The organism is Stutzerimonas stutzeri (genome assembly GCF_000935215.1).
In the GTDB taxonomy this organism is placed as follows: Bacteria; Pseudomonadota; Gammaproteobacteria; order Pseudomonadales; family Pseudomonadaceae; genus Stutzerimonas.
Genome location: NZ_JXXD01000023.1, coordinates 1 through 21,574 on the forward strand (window position 1 = coordinate 1; position 21,574 = coordinate 21,574).

Annotated in this window: 34 protein-coding genes; 31 read left to right on the forward strand and 3 right to left on the reverse strand. The window is 58.8% G+C overall.

The features are described 5' to 3' along the window. The 30 genes from LO50_RS24000 to LO50_RS03430 all read left to right on the forward strand — a co-directional run. On the forward strand, nt 1-147 hold a 147-nt coding region (locus tag LO50_RS24000; RefSeq protein ID WP_487006722.1), incomplete at its 5' end, for an EF-Tu C-terminal domain-related protein. A gap of 150 nt (nt 148-297) precedes the next feature. Continuing rightward, complete coding sequence (rpsJ, locus tag LO50_RS03290; protein WP_003186070.1) at nt 298-609, forward strand: 30S ribosomal protein S10; 312 nt, start codon at nt 298-300, stop codon at nt 607-609. Nucleotides 610-691: 82 nt separating this feature from the next. Next, complete coding sequence (gene rplC, locus LO50_RS03295; protein WP_014821632.1) at nt 692-1,327, forward strand: 50S ribosomal protein L3; 636 nt, start codon at nt 692-694, stop codon at nt 1,325-1,327. Between the two features lie 12 nt (nt 1,328-1,339). Beyond that, nucleotides 1,340-1,942 (forward strand): 50S ribosomal protein L4, encoded by a 603-nt coding sequence (gene rplD / locus LO50_RS03300; RefSeq protein WP_014821631.1) that lies wholly within the window; start codon nt 1,340-1,342, stop codon nt 1,940-1,942. After that, nucleotides 1,939-2,238, forward strand: a complete 300-nt coding sequence (gene rplW / locus LO50_RS03305) for a 50S ribosomal protein L23 (RefSeq protein ID WP_003281842.1) — start codon at nt 1,939-1,941, stop codon at nt 2,236-2,238. Before rplD ends, rplW begins: the two co-directional genes overlap by 4 nt. Nucleotides 2,239-2,252: 14 nt before the next feature. Next, entirely contained in the window at nt 2,253-3,074 is an 822-nt protein-coding gene (gene rplB / locus LO50_RS03310) for a 50S ribosomal protein L2 (protein ID WP_003281841.1), read from the forward strand. Nucleotides 3,075-3,090: 16 nt separating this feature from the next. Next, nucleotides 3,091-3,366 (forward strand): 30S ribosomal protein S19, encoded by a 276-nt coding sequence (rpsS, locus tag LO50_RS03315; RefSeq protein WP_014821630.1) that lies wholly within the window; start codon nt 3,091-3,093, stop codon nt 3,364-3,366. Nucleotides 3,367-3,379: 13 nt separating this feature from the next. After that, entirely contained in the window at nt 3,380-3,712 is a 333-nt protein-coding gene (gene rplV / locus LO50_RS03320) for a 50S ribosomal protein L22 (RefSeq protein WP_003103908.1), read from the forward strand. Nucleotides 3,713-3,725: 13 nt separating this feature from the next. Continuing rightward, nucleotides 3,726-4,412: a 30S ribosomal protein S3 gene (gene rpsC / locus LO50_RS03325; RefSeq protein WP_003289210.1), complete on the forward strand. Its 687-nt coding sequence runs from the start codon at nt 3,726-3,728 to the stop codon at nt 4,410-4,412. Nucleotides 4,413-4,424: 12 nt separating this feature from the next. Next, complete coding sequence (gene rplP / locus LO50_RS03330; protein WP_003281836.1) at nt 4,425-4,838, forward strand: 50S ribosomal protein L16; 414 nt, start codon at nt 4,425-4,427, stop codon at nt 4,836-4,838. Further along, nucleotides 4,838-5,029, forward strand: coding sequence for a 50S ribosomal protein L29 (gene rpmC, locus LO50_RS03335; protein ID WP_003281834.1), 192 nt, complete (start codon nt 4,838-4,840; stop codon nt 5,027-5,029). The genes rplP and rpmC overlap by 1 nt, the downstream gene beginning before the upstream one ends. A 2-nt stretch (nt 5,030-5,031) precedes the next feature. Then, nucleotides 5,032-5,298, forward strand: a complete 267-nt coding sequence (gene rpsQ / locus LO50_RS03340) for a 30S ribosomal protein S17 (RefSeq protein ID WP_003293030.1) — start codon at nt 5,032-5,034, stop codon at nt 5,296-5,298. A gap of 23 nt (nt 5,299-5,321) precedes the next feature. Beyond that, nucleotides 5,322-5,690 (forward strand): 50S ribosomal protein L14, encoded by a 369-nt coding sequence (rplN, locus tag LO50_RS03345; RefSeq protein ID WP_003281831.1) that lies wholly within the window; start codon nt 5,322-5,324, stop codon nt 5,688-5,690. A gap of 11 nt (nt 5,691-5,701) precedes the next feature. Then, nucleotides 5,702-6,016, forward strand: coding sequence for a 50S ribosomal protein L24 (gene rplX / locus LO50_RS03350; RefSeq protein WP_003304067.1), 315 nt, complete (start codon nt 5,702-5,704; stop codon nt 6,014-6,016). A 19-nt stretch (nt 6,017-6,035) separates the two neighbouring features. Beyond that, nucleotides 6,036-6,575, forward strand: a complete 540-nt coding sequence (gene rplE, locus LO50_RS03355; RefSeq protein ID WP_003304066.1) for a 50S ribosomal protein L5 — start codon at nt 6,036-6,038, stop codon at nt 6,573-6,575. 13 nt (nt 6,576-6,588) lie between these two features. Then, entirely contained in the window at nt 6,589-6,894 is a 306-nt protein-coding gene (rpsN, locus tag LO50_RS03360) for a 30S ribosomal protein S14 (RefSeq protein ID WP_014821629.1), read from the forward strand. Between the two features lie 184 nt (nt 6,895-7,078). After that, entirely contained in the window at nt 7,079-7,471 is a 393-nt protein-coding gene (gene rpsH / locus LO50_RS03365; RefSeq protein WP_003293036.1) for a 30S ribosomal protein S8, read from the forward strand. A gap of 12 nt (nt 7,472-7,483) precedes the next feature. Next, complete coding sequence (gene rplF, locus LO50_RS03370; RefSeq protein WP_014821628.1) at nt 7,484-8,017, forward strand: 50S ribosomal protein L6; 534 nt, start codon at nt 7,484-7,486, stop codon at nt 8,015-8,017. Nucleotides 8,018-8,027: 10 nt separating this feature from the next. After that, nucleotides 8,028-8,378: a 50S ribosomal protein L18 gene (rplR, locus tag LO50_RS03375; RefSeq protein ID WP_044314111.1), complete on the forward strand. Its 351-nt coding sequence runs from the start codon at nt 8,028-8,030 to the stop codon at nt 8,376-8,378. Nucleotides 8,379-8,381: 3 nt separating this feature from the next. Further along, nucleotides 8,382-8,882, forward strand: coding sequence for a 30S ribosomal protein S5 (rpsE, locus tag LO50_RS03380; RefSeq protein ID WP_003304059.1), 501 nt, complete (start codon nt 8,382-8,384; stop codon nt 8,880-8,882). 2 nt (nt 8,883-8,884) lie between these two features. Further along, entirely contained in the window at nt 8,885-9,064 is a 180-nt protein-coding gene (rpmD, locus tag LO50_RS03385; protein ID WP_003281818.1) for a 50S ribosomal protein L30, read from the forward strand. Nucleotides 9,065-9,067: 3 nt separating this feature from the next. Then, a complete protein-coding gene (rplO, locus tag LO50_RS03390) occupies nt 9,068-9,502 on the forward strand; it encodes a 50S ribosomal protein L15 (protein ID WP_014821627.1) in 435 nt (144 codons plus the stop codon). Continuing rightward, nucleotides 9,503-10,831, forward strand: coding sequence for a preprotein translocase subunit SecY (secY, locus tag LO50_RS03395; RefSeq protein WP_003304058.1), 1,329 nt, complete (start codon nt 9,503-9,505; stop codon nt 10,829-10,831). It begins immediately after the preceding gene. A 29-nt stretch (nt 10,832-10,860) separates the two neighbouring features. Then, nucleotides 10,861-10,977, forward strand: coding sequence for a 50S ribosomal protein L36 (rpmJ, locus tag LO50_RS03400; RefSeq protein ID WP_003281814.1), 117 nt, complete (start codon nt 10,861-10,863; stop codon nt 10,975-10,977). Nucleotides 10,978-11,106: 129 nt separating this feature from the next. Further along, a complete protein-coding gene (rpsM, locus tag LO50_RS03405; protein ID WP_003289190.1) occupies nt 11,107-11,463 on the forward strand; it encodes a 30S ribosomal protein S13 in 357 nt (118 codons plus the stop codon). Between the two features lie 30 nt (nt 11,464-11,493). Then, the gene (gene rpsK, locus LO50_RS03410; protein ID WP_003281811.1) at nt 11,494-11,883 is read left to right on the forward strand and encodes a 30S ribosomal protein S11; all 390 of its coding nucleotides are present in this window, start codon (nt 11,494-11,496) and stop codon (nt 11,881-11,883) included. Between the two features lie 17 nt (nt 11,884-11,900). Further along, entirely contained in the window at nt 11,901-12,521 is a 621-nt protein-coding gene (gene rpsD / locus LO50_RS03415) for a 30S ribosomal protein S4 (protein ID WP_003293044.1), read from the forward strand. Between the two features lie 22 nt (nt 12,522-12,543). Then, entirely contained in the window at nt 12,544-13,545 is a 1,002-nt protein-coding gene (locus LO50_RS03420) for a DNA-directed RNA polymerase subunit alpha (RefSeq protein WP_014821626.1), read from the forward strand. Nucleotides 13,546-13,590: 45 nt separating this feature from the next. Beyond that, nucleotides 13,591-13,977 (forward strand): 50S ribosomal protein L17, encoded by a 387-nt coding sequence (gene rplQ, locus LO50_RS03425; RefSeq protein WP_003304056.1) that lies wholly within the window; start codon nt 13,591-13,593, stop codon nt 13,975-13,977. A gap of 194 nt (nt 13,978-14,171) precedes the next feature. Beyond that, nucleotides 14,172-15,632: a catalase gene (locus tag LO50_RS03430; protein WP_044314112.1), complete on the forward strand. Its 1,461-nt coding sequence runs from the start codon at nt 14,172-14,174 to the stop codon at nt 15,630-15,632. Nucleotides 15,633-15,701: 69 nt separating this feature from the next. On the opposite strand, the gene LO50_RS25295 is transcribed toward LO50_RS03430, so the two are convergent. The 3 genes from LO50_RS25295 to uvrA form a co-directional block, all read right to left on the reverse strand. Then, entirely contained in the window at nt 15,702-15,881 is a 180-nt protein-coding gene (locus LO50_RS25295) for a hypothetical protein (RefSeq protein ID WP_236690562.1), read from the reverse strand. Beyond that, on the reverse strand, nt 15,878-16,966 hold the full coding sequence (locus LO50_RS03435) for a M14 family zinc carboxypeptidase (RefSeq protein WP_236690563.1): 1,089 nt from the start codon (nt 16,964-16,966) through the stop codon (nt 15,878-15,880). Before LO50_RS03435 ends, LO50_RS25295 begins: the two co-directional genes overlap by 4 nt. A 110-nt stretch (nt 16,967-17,076) precedes the next feature. Continuing rightward, nucleotides 17,077-19,920 (reverse strand): excinuclease ABC subunit UvrA, encoded by a 2,844-nt coding sequence (uvrA, locus tag LO50_RS03440; RefSeq protein ID WP_042923776.1) that lies wholly within the window; start codon nt 19,918-19,920, stop codon nt 17,077-17,079. 131 nt (nt 19,921-20,051) lie between these two features. Between uvrA and LO50_RS03445 the strand changes: the two genes are divergently transcribed. Beyond that, a complete protein-coding gene (locus tag LO50_RS03445; RefSeq protein WP_044314113.1) occupies nt 20,052-21,419 on the forward strand; it encodes an MFS transporter in 1,368 nt (455 codons plus the stop codon). Nucleotides 21,420-21,574: the final 155 nt, after the last annotated feature.

Genomic DNA, 21,574 nt, shown 5'->3' on the forward strand with positions numbered 1-21,574 from the left:
GGCGTTGAGATGGTAATGCCGGGCGACAACGTGAAAATGGTTGTCAGCCTGATCAAGCCGATCGCCATGGAAGACGGCCTGCGCTTCGCGATTCGCGAAGGTGGTCGTACCGTTGGTGCCGGCGTGGTTGCCAAGATCGTCGAGTAATAATTGACGATGATGAAAAAGGCCCCCTCGGGGGCCTTTTTCTATTGTTGATCATTTATTGACACCCTATGGGCGCATCCGTACAATTGCGCCTCCTTTTACCGGGGGTATTGCGCCTGGTAGGGTGGCTACTTGGAGTCTGAGGTCAAAATGCAAAACCAACAAATCCGTATTCGGTTGAAGGCTTTTGACCATCGCCTGATCGATCAATCAACCCAGGAAATCGTGGAAACCGCGAAGCGTACTGGTGCTCAGGTGCGTGGTCCGATTCCGCTGCCAACCCGCAAAGAGCGGTTCACTGTGCTGGTCTCCCCGCACGTCAATAAAGACGCGCGCGATCAGTATGAAATTCGAACCCACAAGCGTGTGCTGGACATTGTTCAGCCGACCGACAAAACCGTCGATGCGCTGATGAAGCTCGATCTTGCGGCTGGTGTGGAAGTGCAGATCAGCCTCGGCTAAAACCTGAGAGTTTTAGTCGTGTAACGCTCTGAAATGGGCGGCCATAGCGGGTGAAAGCCCCGTACACTCAAGAGGTTTCAAAATGACTATTGGTGTAGTCGGTCGCAAATGCGGTATGACCCGCGTTTTCACCGAGGATGGTGTCTCTATTCCGGTTACGGTCATCGAGATCGAGCCGAATCGCGTCACTCAGTTCAAGAATGAAGAGAGCGATGGCTATCGTGCAGTGCAGGTCACTGTCGGCGAGCGTCGCGCGTCCCGTGTTACCAAGGCTCAGGCCGGTCACTTCGCTAAAGCGAATGTTGCTGCTGGTCGTGGCGTCTGGGAATTCCGCCTCGATGGCGAGGAGTTCCAGGCTGGTGACCAGATCAACGCTGAGATTTTCCAGGCTGGGCAGATGGTGGATGTCACCGGTCAGTCCAAGGGTAAAGGCTTCGCCGGTACCATCAAGCGCTGGAACTTCCGTGGTCAGGACAATACCCACGGTAACTCCGTATCCCACCGCGTCCCGGGCTCTATCGGTCAGTGCCAGACCCCAGGTCGTGTATTCAAGGGCAAGAAGATGTCCGGGCACATGGGCGCCGAGCGCGTAACCGTGCAGTCTCTGGAAATCGTGCGTGTCGATGCTGAGCGGAATCTGCTTTTGGTGAAGGGCGCAGTGCCCGGTGCCACTGGTGGTGACGTGCTCGTGCGTCCGGCCGCCAAGGCTCGCGGTTAAGGGGGAGTTCACATGCAATTGAATGTAAATGGCGCACAGGCCATCGAAGTCTCCGATCGCACCTTTGGTGGTGAGTTCAACGAGACGCTGGTGCACCAGGCAGTCGTCGCCTACATGGCCGGCGGTCGTCAGGGTAGCAAGCAGCAGAAAACCCGCTCCGATGTGTCCGGTGGTGGCAAGCGTCCGTGGCGCCAGAAGGGCACAGGTCGTGCTCGTGCTGGTACCAGCCGTGGCCCGATCTGGCGTGGCGGTGGCGTAACTTTCGCCGCTCGCCCGCAGAATCATGATCAGAAGCTGAACAAGAAGATGTATCGCGCTGCGCTGCGTTCCATTCTTGCTGAGCTGGTCCGCTCCGAGCGTCTGGTTGTCGTAGAAGATTTCGCCGTCGACGCGCCGAAAACCAAAGTGCTTGCTAGCAAGCTCAATGGTATGGGCCTGAGCGATGTGCTGATCGTTTCCGATGCTGTCGATCAGAACCTGTACCTGGCTGCGCGCAACCTGCCGCATGTCGATGTGCGTGATGTCCAGGGTTCCGATCCGGTCAGCCTGATCGCCTATGACAAGGTGTTGATCACCGTGTCGGCTGTGAAGAAATTCGAGGAGCTGCTGGGATGAACCAGGAACGCGTATTCAAAGTCCTGCTTGGTCCGCACGTCTCTGAGAAGGCTACCGTGCTGGCTGACAGCAAGAAGCAATTCGTTTTCAAGGTTGCGACCGACGCAACCAAGCTGGAAATCAAGAAGGCTGTTGAGAGCCTGTTCGACGTGAAGGTCGCCGCCGTCAACACCCTGAACGTTCAGGGCAAGACCAAGCGTACCGCTCGCGGTCTGGGCAAGCGCAACGACTGGAAGAAGGCGTATATCGCGCTTCAGCCGGGCCAGGATCTCGATTTCTCCGGCAGTGCTGAGTAAGGAAGGGGTGCATCATGGCAATCGTTAAATGCAAACCGACTTCCGCGGGCCGCCGTTTTGTGGTCAAGGTGGTCAATCAGGAGCTGCACAAAGGCGCTCCTTACGCACCGCTGCTCGAGAAGAAGTCGAAGACTGGCGGCCGTAACAACAACGGTCGTATCACCACTCGCCACATTGGCGGTGGTCACAAGCAGCATTACCGTCTGGTTGATTTTCGTCGCAACAAGGATGGCATTCCTGCCATCGTCGAGCGTATCGAATATGACCCGAACCGTACTGCGCACATTGCGCTGCTGAAGTATGCCGACGGTGAGCGTCGCTACATCATCGCGCCGAAGGGTGTAAGCGCTGGCGATCAGCTGGTCTCGGGCATCAATGCTCCGATCAAGGCTGGCAACAGCCTGCCGCTGCGCAACATCCCGCTGGGTTCTACCGTTCATGGTGTCGAGCTCAAGCCGGGTAAGGGTGCTCAGATCGCTCGCTCCGCTGGCGCTTCGGCTCAGCTGGTTGCTCGCGAGGGTTCCTACGTGACGCTGCGTCTGCGCTCCGGCGAGATGCGCAAGGTGCTGGCCGAGTGCCGTGCGACCCTGGGCGAGGTCTCGAACTCCGAGCACAGCCTGCGTTCGCTGGGCAAGGCAGGGGCTAAGCGCTGGAAGGGCATTCGTCCTACCGTTCGTGGTGTCGCGATGAACCCGGTCGATCACCCGCACGGTGGTGGTGAAGGTCGTACCTCCGGTGGTCGTCATCCGGTGTCGCCATGGGGCTTCCCGACTAAGGGCGCGAAGACCCGCACTAACAAGCGCACCGATAACATGATTGTCCGTCGTCGCAAGTAACTAGAGGGATACGACAGTGCCGCGTTCTCTGAAAAAAGGTCCTTTTATCGATCTTCACCTACTGAAGAAGGTCGAAGCGGCGGTGGAAAAGAGCGATCGTAAGCCAGTTAAAACCTGGTCGCGTCGTTCGATGATCCTGCCGCAAATGGTCGGTCTGACCATCGCTGTACATAACGGTCGTCAACATGTGCCGGTCCTCGTGTCCGAAGACATGGTCGGCCACAAACTCGGCGAGTTCGCTGCAACCCGTACATATCGCGGGCATGTGGCGGACAAGAAAGGCAAGCGCTAAGGGGTAAGGAAAGATGGAAGTAGCCGCTAAGTTGTCGGGCGCTCGCATCTCCGCCCAGAAAGCCCGCCTGGTCGCCGACCAGATCCGCGGGAAGAAGGTGGGCGAAGCGCTCAACCTCCTGGCTTTCAGTAGCAAGAAAGCCGCCGAGATCATGAAGAAAGTGCTGGAGTCGGCCGTTGCCAACGCCGAGCACAACGAAGGCGCAGATGTGGATGACTTGAAAGTCTCCACGGTCTTCGTCAACGAGGGGCGTTCGCTTAAGCGCATCATGCCGCGTGCCAAAGGCCGCGCTGATCGCATCGTCAAGCGGTCTTGCCATATCACTGTCAAGGTTGCGGACAAGTAACGGAGTCGATCAGATGGGTCAGAAAGTACATCCCACTGGCATTCGCCTGGGAATCGTCAAGGAGCACACCTCCGTCTGGTACGCAGACGGCCGTACGTATGCAGACTATCTGCTTGCAGATCTGAACGTGCGTGAGTACCTCCAAGACAAATTAAAAAGCGCGTCCGTAAGCCGTATCGATATCCATCGCCCGGCTCAAACCGCACGCATCACCATCCACACCGCTCGTCCCGGCATTGTGATCGGCAAGAAGGGTGAGGATGTTGAGAAGCTGCGTCAGGACCTGACCAAGCAAATGGGTGTGCCGGTGCACATCAATATCGAAGAGATCCGCAAGCCGGAGCTCGACGCAATGCTGGTTGCACAGAGCGTAGCTCAGCAGCTGGAGCGTCGCGTGATGTTCCGTCGCGCCATGAAGCGCGCCGTACAGAACGCCATGCGCATTGGTGCCAAAGGCATCAAGATCCAGGTCAGTGGTCGTCTGGGTGGGGCTGAAATTGCCCGTACCGAGTGGTATCGCGAAGGTCGTGTGCCTCTGCACACCCTGCGTGCCGATATCGATTACAACACTTACGAAGCGCACACCACTTACGGTGTGATCGGCGTGAAGGTGTGGATCTTCAAGGGCGAAGTAATTGGTGGTCGCCATGAAGAGCTCAAGCCTCAAGCGCCTGCTCCTCGTAAAAAAGCTGCTAAGTAAGGGGTACGCCAAATGTTGCAACCCAAGCGTACAAAATTCCGCAAGCAGATGACCGGCCACAACCGTGGTCTGGCTCAGCGCGGTAGCAAGGTCAGCTTCGGCGAATTCGCGCTGAAGTCTGTTTCCCGTGGTCGTCTGACCGCGCGTCAGATCGAGGCTGCACGTCGTGCGCTCACCCGTCACGTAAAGCGTGGCGGAAAGATCTGGATCCGCGTGTTCCCCGACAAGCCTGTAACCAAGAAGCCTCTGGAAGTCCGGATGGGTAAAGGTAAGGGTAGCGTCGAGTACTGGGTAGCCCAGATTCAGCCGGGCAAGGTGCTCTACGAGATCGAGGGTGTTTCCGAAGAGCTGGCGCGTGAGGCTTTCGCCCTGGCCGCTGCAAAGCTGCCGCTCGCCACCTCCTTTGTTAAGCGGACGGTGATGTGATGAAAGCGAATGAACTTCGTGAAAAATCCGTTGAGCAGCTGAACGAGCAACTGCTCGAGCTGCTGCGGGACCAGTTCAATCTGCGTATGCAGAAAGCGACTGGCCAGTTGGGGCAGTCTCACCTGCTCTCGCAAGTCAAGCGCGACATCGCTCGTGTCAAGACTGTGCTCAACCAGCAGGCAGGTAAGTGATCATGGCTGAAGCTCAGAAAACCGTCCGCACGCTGACCGGCCGCGTCGTCAGCGACAAGATGGACAAGACCATCACCGTTCTGATCGAGCGTCGCGTCAAGCACCCGATCTACGGTAAATACGTGAAGCGTTCGACCAAACTGCACGCCCACGACGAAACCAACCAGTGCCGTATCGGCGACAAGGTCACCATCCGCGAGACTCGTCCGCTGGCAAAGACCAAGTCCTGGATGCTGGTTGATGTCGTTGAACGCGCCGTCGAAGTCTAAGGGCTAGGGGTCGGAGAAATTATATGATTCAGACTCAATCCATGCTCGATGTGGCTGATAACAGTGGCGCTCGTCGCGTCATGTGTATCAAGGTGCTCGGCGGTTCTCACCGTCGTTACGCCGGCATCGGCGACATTATCAAAGTAACCGTCAAGGAAGCGATTCCTCGTGGCAAGGTCAAGAAAGGCCAGGTGATGACCGCTGTTGTGGTTCGCACTCGTCACGGTGTTCGTCGTCCCGATGGCTCCATCATTCGCTTCGATGGCAATGCTGCTGTTCTGCTGAACAACAAGCAGGAGCCTATCGGCACCCGTATCTTTGGGCCGGTGACGCGTGAACTTCGTACCGAGAAGTTCATGAAGATCGTCTCGCTCGCCCCTGAAGTGCTGTAAGGAGTAGCCGCATGCAAAAGATTCGTCGCAACGACGAGATCATCGTCATCGCCGGCAAAGACAAGGGCAAGCGCGGTAAGGTGCTGAAGGTCCTCGCGGACGACCGTCTGGTCGTTGGCGGGATCAATCTCGTGAAGCGCCATACCAAGCCTAACCCGATGTCCGGCGTTCAGGGCGGTATCGTCGAGAAGGAGGCGCCTTTGCACGTCTCTAACGTCGCCATTTTCAACGGTGAGACCAACAAGGCAGACCGCGTTGGCTTCAAGGTTGAAGAGGGCAAGAAAATTCGTGTCTTCAAGTCGACCCAGAAGCCGGTTGACGCTTGAGACTGCTAGGTAGATAACCATGGCACGACTAAAAGAAGTTTATCGGAAGGAAATCGCGCCCAAGCTGAAGGAAGAACTGAAGCTTGGCAACGTGATGGAAGTTCCGCGTATCACCAAGATCACCCTCAACATGGGTATCGGCGAAGCGATCGGTGACAAGAAGATCATCGACAATGCTGTTGCCGATCTGGAAAAGATCACCGGCCAGAAGGTTGTAGTGACTCACGCTCGCAAGTCCATCGCAGGCTTCAAAGTTCGCGAAGGCTGGCCGATCGGCGTCAAGGTCACGCTGCGCAGTGATCGTATGTATGAATTCCTGGATCGCCTGCTTTCGATCTCCCTGCCGCGCGTGCGTGACTTCCGCGGCCTGAATGCCAAGTCCTTCGATGGCCGCGGCAACTACAGTATGGGCGTCAAAGAGCAGATCATCTTCCCGGAAATCGATTACGACAAGATCGATGCCCTGCGTGGTCTGGACATCACTCTGACCACTACTGCTCGGACGGATGAAGAAGGTCGCGCTCTGCTGCGTGCTTTCAACTTCCCGTTCCGTAACTGATTGGAGTAGGCACATGGCTAAGCAAAGCATGAAGAACCGTGAGCTGAAGCGTCAGCAAACGGTCGCCAAGTTCGCCCAGAAGCGTGCTGCACTGAAAGCAATCATCGCAAGTCCGGAGTCCTCTCCGGAAGCGCGCTGGGAAGCTCAGGTCGCACTGCAGAAGCAGCCTCGTGACGCAAGCGCTTCGCGCCTGCGCAACCGCTGCCGTCTGACTGGTCGTCCGCACGGCGTTTACCGCAAGTTCGGCCTCGCGCGCAACATGCTGCGTCAGGCGGCAATGCGTGGTGACGTGCCGGGTCTGGTTAAGGCCAGCTGGTAATAGAAGCATCCAGGGCCCTGCGGGTCCTGTTTGTTTTTCGTTCAAGCCCCTCATGGGGCTTGATTCGTTTCTGGCAACTCTCTAGAATGCCCGGCTCGCCTGAGCCTTGCATTTTTGTGGGGTTTGCCTGTTGGCGACACGAGCCGTCCAAGGCTTATTTTTTTGTATTAGGAGCTAAGAGCCCATGAGTATGCAGGACCCGTTAGCGGACATGCTAACTCGTATCCGTAATGCCCAGATGGCCGAAAAGTCCGTCGTAAGCATGCCGTCTTCCACTCTGAAGGTGGCTGTTGCCAACGTTCTTCAAGGTGAAGGCTATATCGCGGGATACCAGGTCAGTGGCGACGCCAAGCCGCAACTGTCCATCGAGCTGAAGTATTTCGAAGGCCGTCCGGTCATCGAAGAGCTCAAGCGCGTAAGTCGTCCTGGCCTGCGCCAGTACAAATCCGTTGACCAGTTGCCGAAAGTACGTGGCGGTTTGGGTGTGTCGATTGTCTCCACCAACAAGGGTGTGATGACTGATCGGGCTGCTCGGGCTGCTGGTGTTGGCGGCGAAGTGCTCTGCACTGTGTTCTAAGGGGGGATAAGCATGTCTCGCGTTGCTAAGAACCCCGTCAAGCTGCCTGCTGGCGTCGAAATCAAGATGTCTGGTCAGCAGCTTTCGGTGAAGGGCGCAAAAGGCGCTCTCGAACTGAATGTTCATCCGTCCGTGGAGGTCATCCAGGAGTCTGGTGAGCTGCGTTTTGCTGGCCGTAATGGCGATCAGCAAACTCGCGCCATGGCCGGCACTACCCGTGCGCTGGTCAACAACATGGTGATCGGCGTCAGCCAAGGCTTCGAGCGCAAGCTTCAGCTGGTTGGTGTTGGTTACAAGGCGCAAGCCAAAGGTCAAGTGCTGTCCCTGGCTCTCGGTTTCTCGCATCCGGTGGATTACGAACTGCCGCAAGGCGTTACCGCTGAGACCCCCAGCCAGACCGACATCCTGATCAAGGGTGTCGACAAGCAACTGGTCGGTCAGGTGGCTGCTGAAATCCGCGACTTCCGTCGCCCTGAGCCTTACAAGGGCAAAGGCGTGCGGTACTCGGATGAAGTAGTCCGTCGCAAAGAAGCTAAGAAGAAGTAGGGCATAGCAAATGAGCGTAAAGAAAGAAACTCGTCTGCGTCGCGCTCGCAAGGCACGCCTGAAGATGCGCGAGCTGGAAACCGTACGCCTCTGCGTGTACCGCTCTTCCCAGCACATCTACGCCCAGGTCCTTTCGGCCGACGGCGGCAAGGTCCTGGCCAGCGCCTCGACTCTGGACAAAGAACTGCGTGACGCCGTCACCGGCAACGTCGACGCTGCCAAGAAAGTCGGTCAGCTGGTCGCTGAGCGCGCGAAAGCCGCAGGTGTCACTCAGGTGGCGTTCGACCGTTCTGGCTTCAAGTACCACGGTCGTGTCAAGGCACTGGCTGAAGCTGCTCGTGAAGGCGGGCTGGAGTTCTAAGTTATGGCAAATAACGAGCAAAAGCGCGACGAAGGCTACATCGAGAAGCTGGTTCAAGTTAACCGCGTCGCAAAAACTGTAAAAGGTGGTCGTATCTTCACCTTCACCGCGCTGACTGTGGTCGGTGATGGCAAGGGTCGTGTCGGCTTCGGTCGTGGCAAGTCCCGTGAAGTACCGGCTGCTATTCAAAAGGCTATGGAGGCGGCTCGCCGCAACATGATCCAGGTCGACCTGAATGGCACTACTCTGCAGTACGCCACCAAGGCCGCGCATGGCGCGTCCAAGGTCTACATGCAGCCTGCCTCCGAGGGTACCGGCGTGATTGCCGGTGGTGCCATGCGCGCCATTCTGGAAGTTGCTGGCGTTCAGAACGTACTGGCCAAGTGCTACGGCTCTACCAACCCGGTCAACGTGGTTCACGCCACCTTTAAGGGTCTGAAGGCGATGCAGTCGCCTGAGTCGATTGCTGCCAAGCGTGGCAAGAGCGTCGAGGAGATTTCCTGATCATGGCTAACACCGTCAAGGTCACGCTGATCAAGAGTGTCAGCGGTCGTATCCCCAATCACAAGCTGTGCGTCAAGGGTCTTGGCCTGCGTCGCATTGGTCACACCGTCGAGGTTCAGGATACTCCTGAAAATCGCGGCATGATCAACAAGGCTTATTACATGCTCCGTGTGGAGGGCTAAGCCATGCAACTGAACGATCTGCGTTCTGCGCCGGGTGCCCGTCGCGAAAAGCTGCGTCCCGGTCGTGGTATCGGTAGTGGCCTGGGCAAGACCTGTGGCCGTGGTCACAAGGGTCAGACCTCTCGTTCCGGCGGCAAGATCGCTCCCGGTTTCGAGGGTGGTCAGCAGCCTCTGCATCGTCGTCTGCCGAAGTTCGGTTTCGTTTCGCTGAAAGCCATGGATCGCGCTGAGGTTCGTACCTCTGAGTTGGCCAAGGTGGAAGGTGATGTCGTTACCGTGCAAAGCCTGAAAGACGCCAACGTAATCAACCAGAACGTACAGCGCGTGAAAATCATGCTGTCGGGCGAGGTTGGTCGTGCGGTTACTCTCAAGGGTATCGCAGCCACCAAAGGTGCGCGTGCGGCTATCGAAGCAGCTGGCGGCAAGTTCGAGGAATAAATGGCTAAGCAAGGTGCTCTCTCCGCGCTGAGTAATGGTGGTCTGTCCGAACTCTGGGCTCGTCTGCGCTTTCTGTTCATGGCGATCATCGTCTATCGGATTGGCGCACACATCCCTGTTCCCGGGATAAATCCCGATCGGCTGGCCGAGCTGTTCCGTCAGAACGAGGGGACCATCCTTAGCTTGTTCAACATGTTTTCCGGTGGTGCGCTGGAGCGCATGAGTATTTTTGCTTTGGGGATCATGCCGTACATTTCGGCATCGATCATCATGCAGCTCATGACCGCTGTCAGCCCACAGCTGGAGCAGTTGAAGAAAGAAGGTGAGGCCGGTCGTCGCAAGATCAGTCAGTACACGCGTTACGGTACGCTCGTGCTGGCCATCGTTCAGGCGATCGGTATGTCGGTCGGGTTGGCGGGGCAAGGTGTCGCGTTCAGCAACGATTTCGGCTTCTACTTCGTGGCCATCACGACGTTCGTGTCTGGTGCTATGTTCATGATGTGGCTGGGTGAGCAGATCACCGAGCGTGGCGTTGGCAACGGTATCTCGATGTTGATCTTCGCAGGTATCGTCGCCGGCTTGCCGGGTGCGCTCGGTCAGTCGTTCGAGTCTGCTCGCCAGGGCGATATCAATATCATCGCGCTGCTCGCTGTCGGCCTGCTCGCTGTAGCGATCATCGGTTTCGTGGTGTTTATCGAGCGTGGTCAGCGCCGTATCGCGGTTCACTACGCGAAGCGTCAGCAGGGCCGTAAGGTCTTTGCCGCGCAGACCAGTCACTTGCCGTTGAAGGTGAATATGGCAGGGGTCATCCCGGCTATCTTTGCCAGCAGCATTCTGCTGTTCCCGGCTTCGCTGGGGCAGTGGTTCGGTCAGTCAGAGAGCATGGGCTGGTTGGCTGACATTTCGCAGGCGATCGCGCCCGGGCAGCCGTTGAACATTCTGCTGTTCAGTGCCGGGATCATCTTCTTCTGCTTCTTCTATACGGCATTGATGTTCAATCCGAAAGACGTAGCAGAGAACCTGAAGAAGTCTGGCGCGTTTATTCCCGGGATTCGTCCTGGTGAGCAGTCGGCTCGCTACATTGATGGCGTGTTGACTCGTTTGACCATGTTCGGCGCCCTGTACATGACGGCTGTCTGCCTGCTGCCACAGTTTCTTGTGGTCGCAGCCAACGTGCCGTTCTACCTTGGTGGGACCTCGTTGCTGATCGTGGTCGTGGTTGTAATGGACTTCATGTCCCAAGTGCAGTCACACCTCATGTCGCACCAGTACGATTCCCTGATGAAGAAAGCCAACCTGAAGGGCTACGGCAGTGGAATGCTCCGCTGAGGTGGCTCGTAAGGTTCTAGGAGTTGGTGATGAAAGTTCGTGCATCGGTTAAAAAGCTGTGCCGTAACTGCAAGATCATCCGTCGCGACGGTGTCGTGCGCGTGATCTGTAGCGCAGAACCGCGTCACAAGCAGCGCCAAGGCTGATTGTGTAAGGCGTTATAACCCGGCAGCTAGTGCGCTGCCGGGTTGAATATTTGTTATTACAGCGTTAATATCTCGCGCCCTTTTCTTGGCTTCCGGGGCGTAGGTAGCTGTCAATTGGAGTTTCACTGAATGGCCCGTATTGCAGGCGTCAACATTCCGGATAACAAGCACACTGTTATCTCGCTGACCTACATCTACGGTGTTGGTCGCACCCGTGCACAGGAAATCTGTGCTGCTACCGGTGTGAATCCGGCAGCGAAGATCAAGGATCTTTCCGACGAGCAGGTCGAACTGCTGCGTGGCGAAGTCGGCAAGTTCATCGTTGAAGGCGACCTGCGTCGCGAAGTCAACATGAAAATCAAGCGCTTGATGGACCTGGGCTGCTATCGCGGCCTGCGTCATCGTCGTGGTCTGCCGGTTCGCGGTCAGCGTACCAAGACCAACGCACGTACCCGTAAGGGCCCGCGCAAGCCGATCCGCAAGTAATCGCGTTAGCGAATCGACAGGAATTTAGTCATGGCAAAACCTGCTGCTCGTCCTCGTAAAAAAGTCAAAAAGACAGTGGTTGATGGCATCGCCCACATCCACGCGTCTTTCAACAACACCATCGTGACCATCACCGATCGTCAGGGCAATGCGTTGTCCTGGGCTACTTCGGGTGGTTCCGGTTTCCGCGGCTCGCGTAAGAGCACTCCGTTCGCTGCCCAGATCGCTGCAGAGCGCGCTGGCCAGGCTGCGCTGGAGTACGGCCTGAAGAACCTCGACGTCAACGTCAAGGGCCCAGGTCCGGGTCGGGAGTCCGCCGTGCGTGCTTTGAACGCATGTGGTTATAAAATCGCCAGCATCACCGACGTGACGCCTATCCCGCATAACGGGTGCCGTCCGCCGAAGAAGCGCCGCGTGTAATCAGGAGACAGTGAAGAATGGCTCGTTATATTGGTCCCAAGTGCAAACTGTCTCGTCGTGAAGGCACCGATCTCTTCCTGAAGAGTGGTGCGCGCGCGCTCGAATCCAAGTGCAATATCGAAACCCCGCCGGGTGTTCACGGTCAGCGTCGCGGACGTCTGTCCGATTACGGCACCCAGCTGCGTGAAAAGCAGAAGGTACGCCGCATCTACGGTGTGCTGGAGCGTCAGTTCAGTGGTTATTACAAGGAAGCAGCCAGCCGTAAGGGCGCTACCGGTGAGAATCTGCTGCAGCTGCTCGAGTGCCGTCTGGACAACGTCGTGTACCGCATGGGCTTCGGCTCTACTCGTGCCGAATCGCGTCAGCTGGTCTCGCACAAGTCAATCAGCGTCAACGGTCAGACCGTGAACATTCCGTCTTACCAGGTCAAGGCCGGTGACGTAGTGGCTGTTCGTGAGAAGTGCCGTAACCAGCTGCGTATCGCCCAGGCCCTCGAACTGTGCGCTCAGCGCGGTCGCGTTGAATGGGTCGAAGTAGATGCCGACAAGAAATCCGGTGTTTTCAAGAATGTTCCGGCTCGCAGCGATCTGTCCGCCGACATCAACGAAAACCTGATTGTCGAGCTCTACTCCAAGTAAGGGCTAGAAAATAGGTGTATCCATGCAGAGTTCGGTAAATGAGTTCCTGACCCCCCGCCATATCGATGTGCAGGTGGTCAGTCCGACCCGTGCCAAGATCACTCTCGAGCCCCTCGAGCGTGGTTTTGGCCACACCCTTGGCAACGCGCTGCGTCGTATTCTGTTGTCCTCCATGCCCGGCTGCGCTGTGGTCGAGGCCGAGATCGACGGTGTGCTCCACGAGTACAGCGCCATCGAGGGCGTGCAGGAAGATGTCATCGAAATCCTGCTCAACCTCAAAGGTATCGCCATCAAGCTGCACGGCCGTGATGAAGTGACCTTGAGCCTGGTGAAGAAGGGCGCGGGCGCTGTTACCGCTGCCGATATCCAGCTGGATCACGATGTCGAAATCGTCAATGGCGATCACCTGATCGCCAATCTGGCGGCCAACGGCTCGCTCAACATGAAGCTCAAGGTCGCTCGCGGCCGCGGTTACGAGCCTGCTGATGCGCGTCAGAGCGATGAAGACGAGAGCCGTAGCATCGGTCGTCTGCAGCTCGACGCCACTTTCAGCCCGGTTCGTCGCGTGGCTTACGTGGTCGAGAATGCTCGTGTCGAGCAGCGCACCAACCTGGACAAACTGGTCATTGACCTGGAAACCAACGGCACCCTGGATCCCGAAGAGGCGATCCGTCGTGCAGCGACCATCCTGCAGCAGCAGCTGGCTGCGTTCGTCGACCTCAAGGGCGACAGCGAGCCGGTTGTAATCGAGCAGGAAGACGAGATCGATCCGATCCTGTTGCGTCCGGTTGATGACCTGGAGCTGACCGTACGTTCGGCCAACTGCCTGAAGGCGGAAAACATCTACTACATTGGTGATCTGATTCAGCGCACCGAAGTAGAGCTGTTGAAGACGCCGAATCTGGGCAAGAAGTCCCTGACTGAGATCAAGGACGTTCTGGCTTCGCGTGGTTTGTCCCTCGGTATGCGTCTGGATAACTGGCCGCCGGCAAGTCTCAAGAAGGACGATAAGGCCACTGCCTGATCGCCCCCAGTAACCGAACTGAACGTTTGGTAAGGAATTTCAATCATGCGTCATCGTAAAAGTGGCCGTCACCTGAGCCGCACCAGCGCCCACCGCAAGGCCATGTTCCAAAACATGGCGGTGTCGCTGTTCGAGCACGAACTGATCAAGACCACCCTGCCCAAGGCCAAGGAGCTGCGTCGCGTTGCCGAGCCGCTGATCACCCTGGCTAAGGAAGACAGCGTCGCCAACCGTCGTCTGGCTTTCGACCGTACGCGTTCGAAGGCTGCCGTAGGCAAGCTGTTCAACGATCTGGGCAAGCGTTACGCCACCCGTCAGGGCGGCTATCTGCGTATCCTCAAGTGCGGCTTCCGCGCTGGTGACAACGCACCTATGGCTTACGTCGAGCTGGTTGACCGTCCGGTCACTGGTGAAGTGGAAGCCGCCGAGTAAGATCGGTAGCAGCAATTAAAAACCGAGCCTTTTGGCTCGGTTTTTTTATGCCCAAAGGATTCTGAGAGACTGGCTCTATAAGGGGCGTTGATCTTCATCATTAGTCGCCGTTGCGCTTGCTTCCTATGATGGCATTCAACCAGCAGGTACTTACCAAGACCCTGGAAGCTATTGAATACCAAGGAGCTGCAACCATGACTGACAAGCCGAAGCTCACAACCGTTGCCGGTGCGCCGGTATCCGAAAACCAGAACTCCATGACTGCGGGCCGCCGTGGTCCCATGCTGCTTCAGGACGTATGGTTTCTAGAGAAGCTCGCTCATTTCGACCGCGAGGTGATTCCGGAGCGTCGTATGCACGCGAAAGGTTCCGGCGCGTTTGGCGAGTTCGTCGTCACCCATGACATCACCCGCTACACCAAAGCCAAGCTGTTTTCCGAGGTTGGTAAGCGCACCCCGTTGTTCGCCCGCTTCTCTACCGTCGCCGGTGAGCGCGGCGCGGCCGACGCCGAGCGTGACATTCGTGGTTACGCACTGAAGTTCTACACCGAGCAAGGCAACTGGGACATGGTGGGCAATAACACCCCGGTGTTCTTTTTCCGCGATCCGCTGAAGTTTCCGGACCTCAACCACGCAGTAAAACGCGATCCGCGCACCAACATGCGCAGCGCGAACAACAACTGGGACTTCTGGACCGGGCTGCCTGAGGCCTTGCACCAGATCACCTATGTCATGGGTGATCGGGGCATTCCGGCGTCGTACCGCCATATGCACGGTTTCGGTTCGCACACCTACAGCTTCATCAGTCCGAACAACGAGCGTTTCTGGGTGAAGTTTCACTTTCGGACCCAGCAGGGCATCAAGAATCTCACCGACGCCGAGGCTGCAGCCATCGTTGCCAATGACCGGGAGAGTTCGCAGCGCGATCTGTTCGAGGCCATCGAGCGTGGCGAATATCCACGTTGGACGATGTATGTGCAGATAATGCCGGAGGCCGACGCCGCCAAGGTGCCGTACCATCCGTTCGACCTCACCAAGGTCTGGCCGCATGCTGACTACCCATTGATCGAGGTCGGCTATTACGAACTCAACCGCAATCCCGACAACTACTTCCAGGATGTCGAGCAGGCGGCATTCACGCCGGCGAATGTCGTTCCGGGCATCAGCTTCTCTCCAGACCGTATGTTGCAGGGCCGTCTTTTCTCCTACGGGGATGCGCAACGCTACCGGCTGGGGGTGAATCACCATCAGATTCCGGTCAACGCTCCGCGTTGCCCGGTCCACAGCTACCATCGCGATGGTGCCATGCGCGTAGATGGCAATCAGGGCGGTCGTCTGCATTACGAGCCGAATACCTATGGCGAGTGGCAGGAACAGCCTGACTTCAGCGAGCCACCGCTGGCTCTCGAGGGGGCGGCGGATCGTTACGACTACCGTGCCGACGACGCCGATTACTTCACTCAGCCGGGCAACCTGTTCCGCTTGATGAAGGCTGATGAACAGCAGCGGTTGTTCGAAAATACCGCTCGGTCGATGCAGGGAGTGGCGCGTCATATCAAGATTCGCCACATCAGCCACTGCCTGAGGGCTGATCCGGCCTATGGAGCAGGTATTGCCGCCGCCCTGGATATTCCGTTGTCGGAAGTGCCGGCATAAGCGATTCGCGGTATCCGCAAGATCGAGAAGCCCGCAGCGAGTGCTGCGGGCTTTCTTGTCTCTTCAGCGCTATTCGTGGGGATTGTTGAGCGGCTTATCGCTCTCCTGTCCGGGTGGCAGAAGGCGATCGGCCTCTGCCGGATCGATCGCCGTCAGACTGCCGTCGGCAGTTGCGACAAGTACGGCCTCAAGCATTTCACGCACATTGTTGCGCAGCATGCCGGCAGACTTCTGGCCGCGACTGTTCAATCCGCCGATTCCATGAGCACGCTGCCGCCAAATGGGCCTGTTTCGCCGGCGGCCAGTCGCTCGGTCCCCAGCAGGCCGTATGCGTTTCGGGCAATGCCTGGGTCGCCGCCGCCGCGGCGGACATCGCCGCTGGGGTGCTCATAGTAGTAGTTGGTGATTTCCATGAAGCCAAGCTGCGTGGAGCGCTGCTTCATCACGATTGCCAGCTGCTTCGACAGTGCTACCGCTTCCGGGGCGACATCCGGGTGAGTTGGCCAGGTGATAGAGCCGGTCACCTGGCGTCCCGGGCGGTTCACTTCAGGATCCACATCCTCGAGTACCACGGCAGGGTTCTGATTATGCACATCTACCAGCCAGATGGGACGGTAACGGTCATAGATGCCGCGTACCGCAACCGCTTCGGGCACCGGGTTCTGCCCTGGGTTGAAGTGCCACTCACTGGCCAGGCCTGGATTGCAGCGTATCTGCGTGCTCTTGCTCCAGTCTGTCCAGTGGTAGCGGTTGATGTCGTAGCTAAATCGGCGTTGGCCGTCGGCATTGTTGAAGGCGGTCACGTTGGCGCCGAGGTGCTGATCCAACTTGGCAGGATTCAGGGTGCCATCGGCGCGCAGGCAGTCAGCGCTGGTTTGCGGGGCGCTGAAATCCATGTTGCCGCGACTGAAACGCTCGGCGCCGTCCGGGTTGACCCTCGGCACGATCAGCACCTGCAGATTATCCAGTACCTGGCGGGACAAGGCCCCGCCCGAGGCAAGGCGTTTTATCAGATTGACCGCCGCTTCGGTGCCGTGAGGTTCGTTTCCGTGCTGTTGGGTGATGATCATCACGGCTGGTTTGTCTGAATTACCCAGCCTGGCCAGCCAGATTGGCCGGCCTTCGTTGCTGCTGCCGGCCTGTTCTAGTCGCAGGGCATCCGGGAAGCGTCGTGAAAGTGCGTTGAGCTGATCGTACAGCTGGTTGTTGCTCATGAACGCCTCCAGCGAGACGTTCTGCTCATTGGTGATCCAAGGGCCGTTGGGTTGGGCAGCAGCGGCGAGACCGGGTAGCAGGCCGGCGCCAAGCAAGCAGGCAGCAAGCGCAATTCGCATCAGGATTTCTGCTTATCGGGCTGAGAGTGTCCCGCCCAACTGCCCGGCGGGATCCGTAGTGGACCCCGCTGCGCTTGCGCTTGTTGCCGAAACGGCTGCCGACGCGATGATCAACCCGCCGAGCGGTCGCGCTCGAGTAACGGTTTGAGGAAATGACCGGTATGAGACTGGGCCATGCCTGCCACCTCTTCCGGCGTACCGCAGGCGATTATCTGGCCACCCTTCGAGCCGCCTTCCGGGCCGAGATCCACCAGCCAGTCGGCCGTCTTGATGACGTCAAGGTTGTGCTCGATCACCACGACCGTATTGCCGTGGTCGCGCAGACGGTGCAGTACGTCGAGCAGCTGCTGGATATCGGCGAAATGCAGGCCGGTGGTGGGTTCATCAAGAATGTACAGCGTCTTGCCCGTGTCACGCTTGGACAGCTCGCGGGACAGCTTGACGCGCTGCGCCTCACCGCCAGACAGGGTCGTCGCACTCTGCCCCAGCTTGATGTAGGACAGCCCAACATCCATCAGCGTCTGCAGTTTTCGCGCGACGGCCGGCACCGGATCGAAGAACTCGCGGGCTTCCTCGATAGTCATGTCGAGCACTTCGGTGATGCTCTTGCCCTTGTACTTCACCTCCAGCGTTTCGCGGTTGTAGCGCTTGCCCTTGCACACGTCGCAGGGCACGTAGATGTCGGGCAGGAAGTGCATTTCCACCTTGATCACGCCGTCGCCCTGGCAGGCTTCACAGCGTCCGCCCTTGACGTTGAAAGAGAAGCGGCCCGGGCCGTAGCCGCGTGAGCGCGCTTCCGGCACGCCGGCAAACAGCTCGCGAATCGGCGTGAACAGCCCCGTGTAGGTCGCCGGGTTGGAGCGCGGTGTGCGGCCGATCGGGCTCTGATCGATGTCCACCACCTTGTCCAGATGCTGCAGCCCATCGAAGCTGTCGTGCGGGGCTACTTCCAGCGTGGTCGCGCCATTGAGTGCAGTCGCCGTGATCGGGAACAGCGTGTTGTTGATCAGCGTTGATTTGCCCGAGCCCGACACACCGGTGATGCAGGTGAGCAGGCCGACCGGAATCTCCAGGTCGACGTTGCGCAGGTTGTTGCCACGCGCGCCCTTGAGCTTGAGCAGCATCTTCGGATCACGGCGGGTGCGCTCAGGCCGATAGTTGATCTTCACCCGGCCAGAGAGGTACTTGCCGGTCAGCGAATCCGGGTGCGCCATCACCTCGTCAGGTGTGCCTTCAGCGACGATGCGGCCGCCATGTATGCCGGCACCTGGACCGATGTCTACGACGTAGTCGGCGAGACGGATCGCATCCTCGTCATGCTCCACGACGATCACCGTATTGCCGATGTCGCGCAGGTGGCGAAGGGTGCCCAGCAAGCGTTCGTTGTCGCGCTGATGCAGGCCGATCGAAGGTTCGTCGAGGATGTACATCACCCCAACCAGGCCGGCGCCGATCTGACTGGCCAGGCGAATACGCTGGGCTTCGCCGCCGGACAGGGTGTCGGCGCTGCGATCCAGGGTCAGATAATCCAGGCCGACGTTGACCAGGAACTGCAGGCGTTCGCGGATCTCCTTGAGAATCTTGTCGGCGATCTCGCCGCGTCGTCCGCTGAGCGAGAGGACGCCGAAGTAGTCGGTGGCGTCGCCGATGGGCATGGCCGTGACCGCAGGCAGGGTCTTGTCGCCAACCCACACGTGGCGTGCTTCGCGGCGCAGACGCGTGCCGCGGCAGTCCGGGCAGGGCTGGGTGCTCAGGTATTTGGCGAGCTCTTCGCGAACCGAATTGGATTCGGTTTCGCGGTAGCGGCGTTCCAGGTTGGGAACGATGCCTTCGAACGGGTGCGAACGCTTGACGATATCGCCGCGGTCGTTGAGGTAGCGGAACTCGACATTCTCACGGCCGCTGCCGCGCAGGATGGACTTCTGATGATCGGCGGCCAGTGAGTCGAAAGGCTCGTCGAGGCTGAAGCCATAATGCGAGGCCAGTGAGCCGAGCATCTGGAAATAGTAAACGTTGCGCCGGTCCCAGCCGCGTATGGCGCCTTCGGCCAGGGTCAGCTCCCCATTGACCAGGCGCTTGGCGTCGAAGAACTGCTTCACGCCCAGGCCGTCACAGGTGGGGCAGGCGCCGGCTGGGTTGTTGAAGGAGAACAGCTTGGGCTCAAGCTCGCTGATCGAGTGGCCGCAGATCGGGCAGGCGAAGCGTGCGGAGAAGATCATTTCCTCGCTGTCGTCGTCCTCTTCCATGGAGGCGACCAGGGCGATGCCATCGGCCAGCTTGAGCGCCGTTTCGAAGGATTCGGCCAGGCGCTGCTGCAGGTCGCCGCGAACCTTGAAGCGATCCACCACCACGTCGATCGAGTGTTTCTTCTGCTTGTCCAGCTTGGGTAGCTCGTCGAGCTCGTACAGCCGCCCGTTGACGCGGGCGCGCACGAAACCCTGAGCACGCAGTTCGTCGAACACGGCCAGGTGCTCGCCCTTGCGTTCGCGGATGACCGGGGCCAGCAGCATCAGCTTGCGGCCTTCGGGCAGTGCCAGCACCTGGTCGACCATCTGGCTGACCGTCTGCGCTTCCAACGGGGCATCGTGATCTGGACAGCGCGGCGTGCCGACCCGCGCATAGAGCAGACGCAGGTAGTCGTAGATCTCGGTGATGGTGCCCACGGTGGAGCGCGGGTTGTGCGAGGTCGATTTCTGCTCGATGGAGATCGCCGGGGAGAGCCCCTCGATGGTGTCGACGTCGGGCTTTTCCATCATCGAGAGGAACTGGCGCGCATACGCCGAAAGCGATTCGACGTAACGGCGCTGGCCTTCTGCGTAGAGAGTGTCGAATGCCAACGATGATTTGCCAGAACCGGACAAGCCGGTGATGACGATCAGCTTGTCGCGCGGCAGGGTGAGGTCGATGTTCTTCAGGTTGTGGGTGCGGGCCCCACGAATCAGAATCTTGTCCAAAACAGCCTCGCGTGGCGGGCGGAAACCCGAAAGTATACGGCCGGGGTGATAGTCGCGGCAAAACCGCGCGCCTGTGCCGAACAGGGTAGGGCTGCTAGAATCGCCGCCGGTTCATACAAGCGAGACCCTCCATGCAGGACCCCTACAGCGAGCGCATGAGCGCCAGCGAAAAACGCGCAGCTTCCGGGCTGGCCCTGGTTTTCGCTTTTCGCATGCTCGGCATGTTCATGGTTTTGCCCGTGCTGGCAACCTACGGCATGGACCTGGAAGGCGCTACGCCGACCCTGATCGGTCTTGCGATAGGTGCCTATGGTTTGACCCAGGCGCTGCTGCAAATTCCCTTCGGTATTCTTTCCGATCGTATTGGTCGCTTGCCTATCATCTATTTCGGCCTGCTGATCTTCGCCGCTGGAGCGGCGCTCGCGGCGATGTCCGACAGCATCTGGGGCGTCATCGCCGGGCGCATCCTGCAAGGGGCGGGGGCGATTTCCGCTGCAGTGATGGCGCTGCTCTCGGACCTGACCCGCGAACAGCATCGGACCAAGGCAATGGCGCTGATCGGCGTGAGCATCGGTTTTTCCTTCGCTGTCGCGATGATCGTCGGGCCGTTGCTGACCCGTGCCTTCGGTCTCTCCGGGCTGTTCTGGGTAACCGCCGGCATGGCGTTGCTTGGCGGAGTCATCGTCGCGGCGCTGCCCAAGGCCCATGCGCATGTGCGCCATCGCGAATCGGGCGTCGCCAAGCAGGCACTCGGCCTGACGCTGCGCCATCCTGATCTGCTGCGTCTGGATTTCAGTATTCTGGCGCTGCACGCGATCCTGATGGCCAGCTTCGTCGCGCTGCCGCTGGCATTGGTCGAGCAGGGCGCATTGCCCAAGGAAGAGCATTGGTGGGTCTACCTCACGGCACTGCTGGTCGGATTCTTCGGCATGATTCCCTTCATTATTTATGGCGAGAAGAAGCGCCAGATGCGCCGCGTGCTGTTGGGCGCGGTCTCCGCGTTGCTGCTCTGCGAGCTGTTCTTCTGGTGGTTCGGAAATGGCTTGTGGATGCTGGTCGTCGGCATGGTGGGGTTCTTCATCGCGTTCAATCTGCTGGAAGCGTCGCTGCCTTCGTTGATCAGCAAGGTCGCGCCGGCCGGCGGCAAGGGCACCGCGATGGGCGTCTACTCCACCAGTCAGTTTCTCGGTGCCGGTCTCGGTGGCGTGCTGGGCGGCATGCTCTATCAGCAGGGTGGCCTGGCGCTGGTGTTCGCCGGTTGCGCTGCACTTTGCGCGTTGTGGTTCGTGGTGGCCTTCAGCATGCGCGAACCTCCTTATGTAACGAGCCTGCGCTTGCCACTGTCGGCCGGAGCGCTGGCCAACGCAGGACTTGGGCGTGACTTGCTACAAGTCGCCGGTGTTAGCGACGTGCTCATCGTTGCCGACGAGGCGGCGGCCTATATCAAGGTCGATACGCAGCAGCTGGATCGTGAAGCTCTTGATCGCCTGGTTGCCTGAGGCGCCTGTTCGCGGCTGCATAGTGCCGCGCAACATGAAAGTGCGTCGGTTGGCCGTCAGGGGTGGCTGAGGTAAGATTCGCGGTCATCGGCTTTGCTGGCGGTACAACCGCCATCGGTGAATCCATCCAATTCAACGTTCCAATGAGGAGTTAC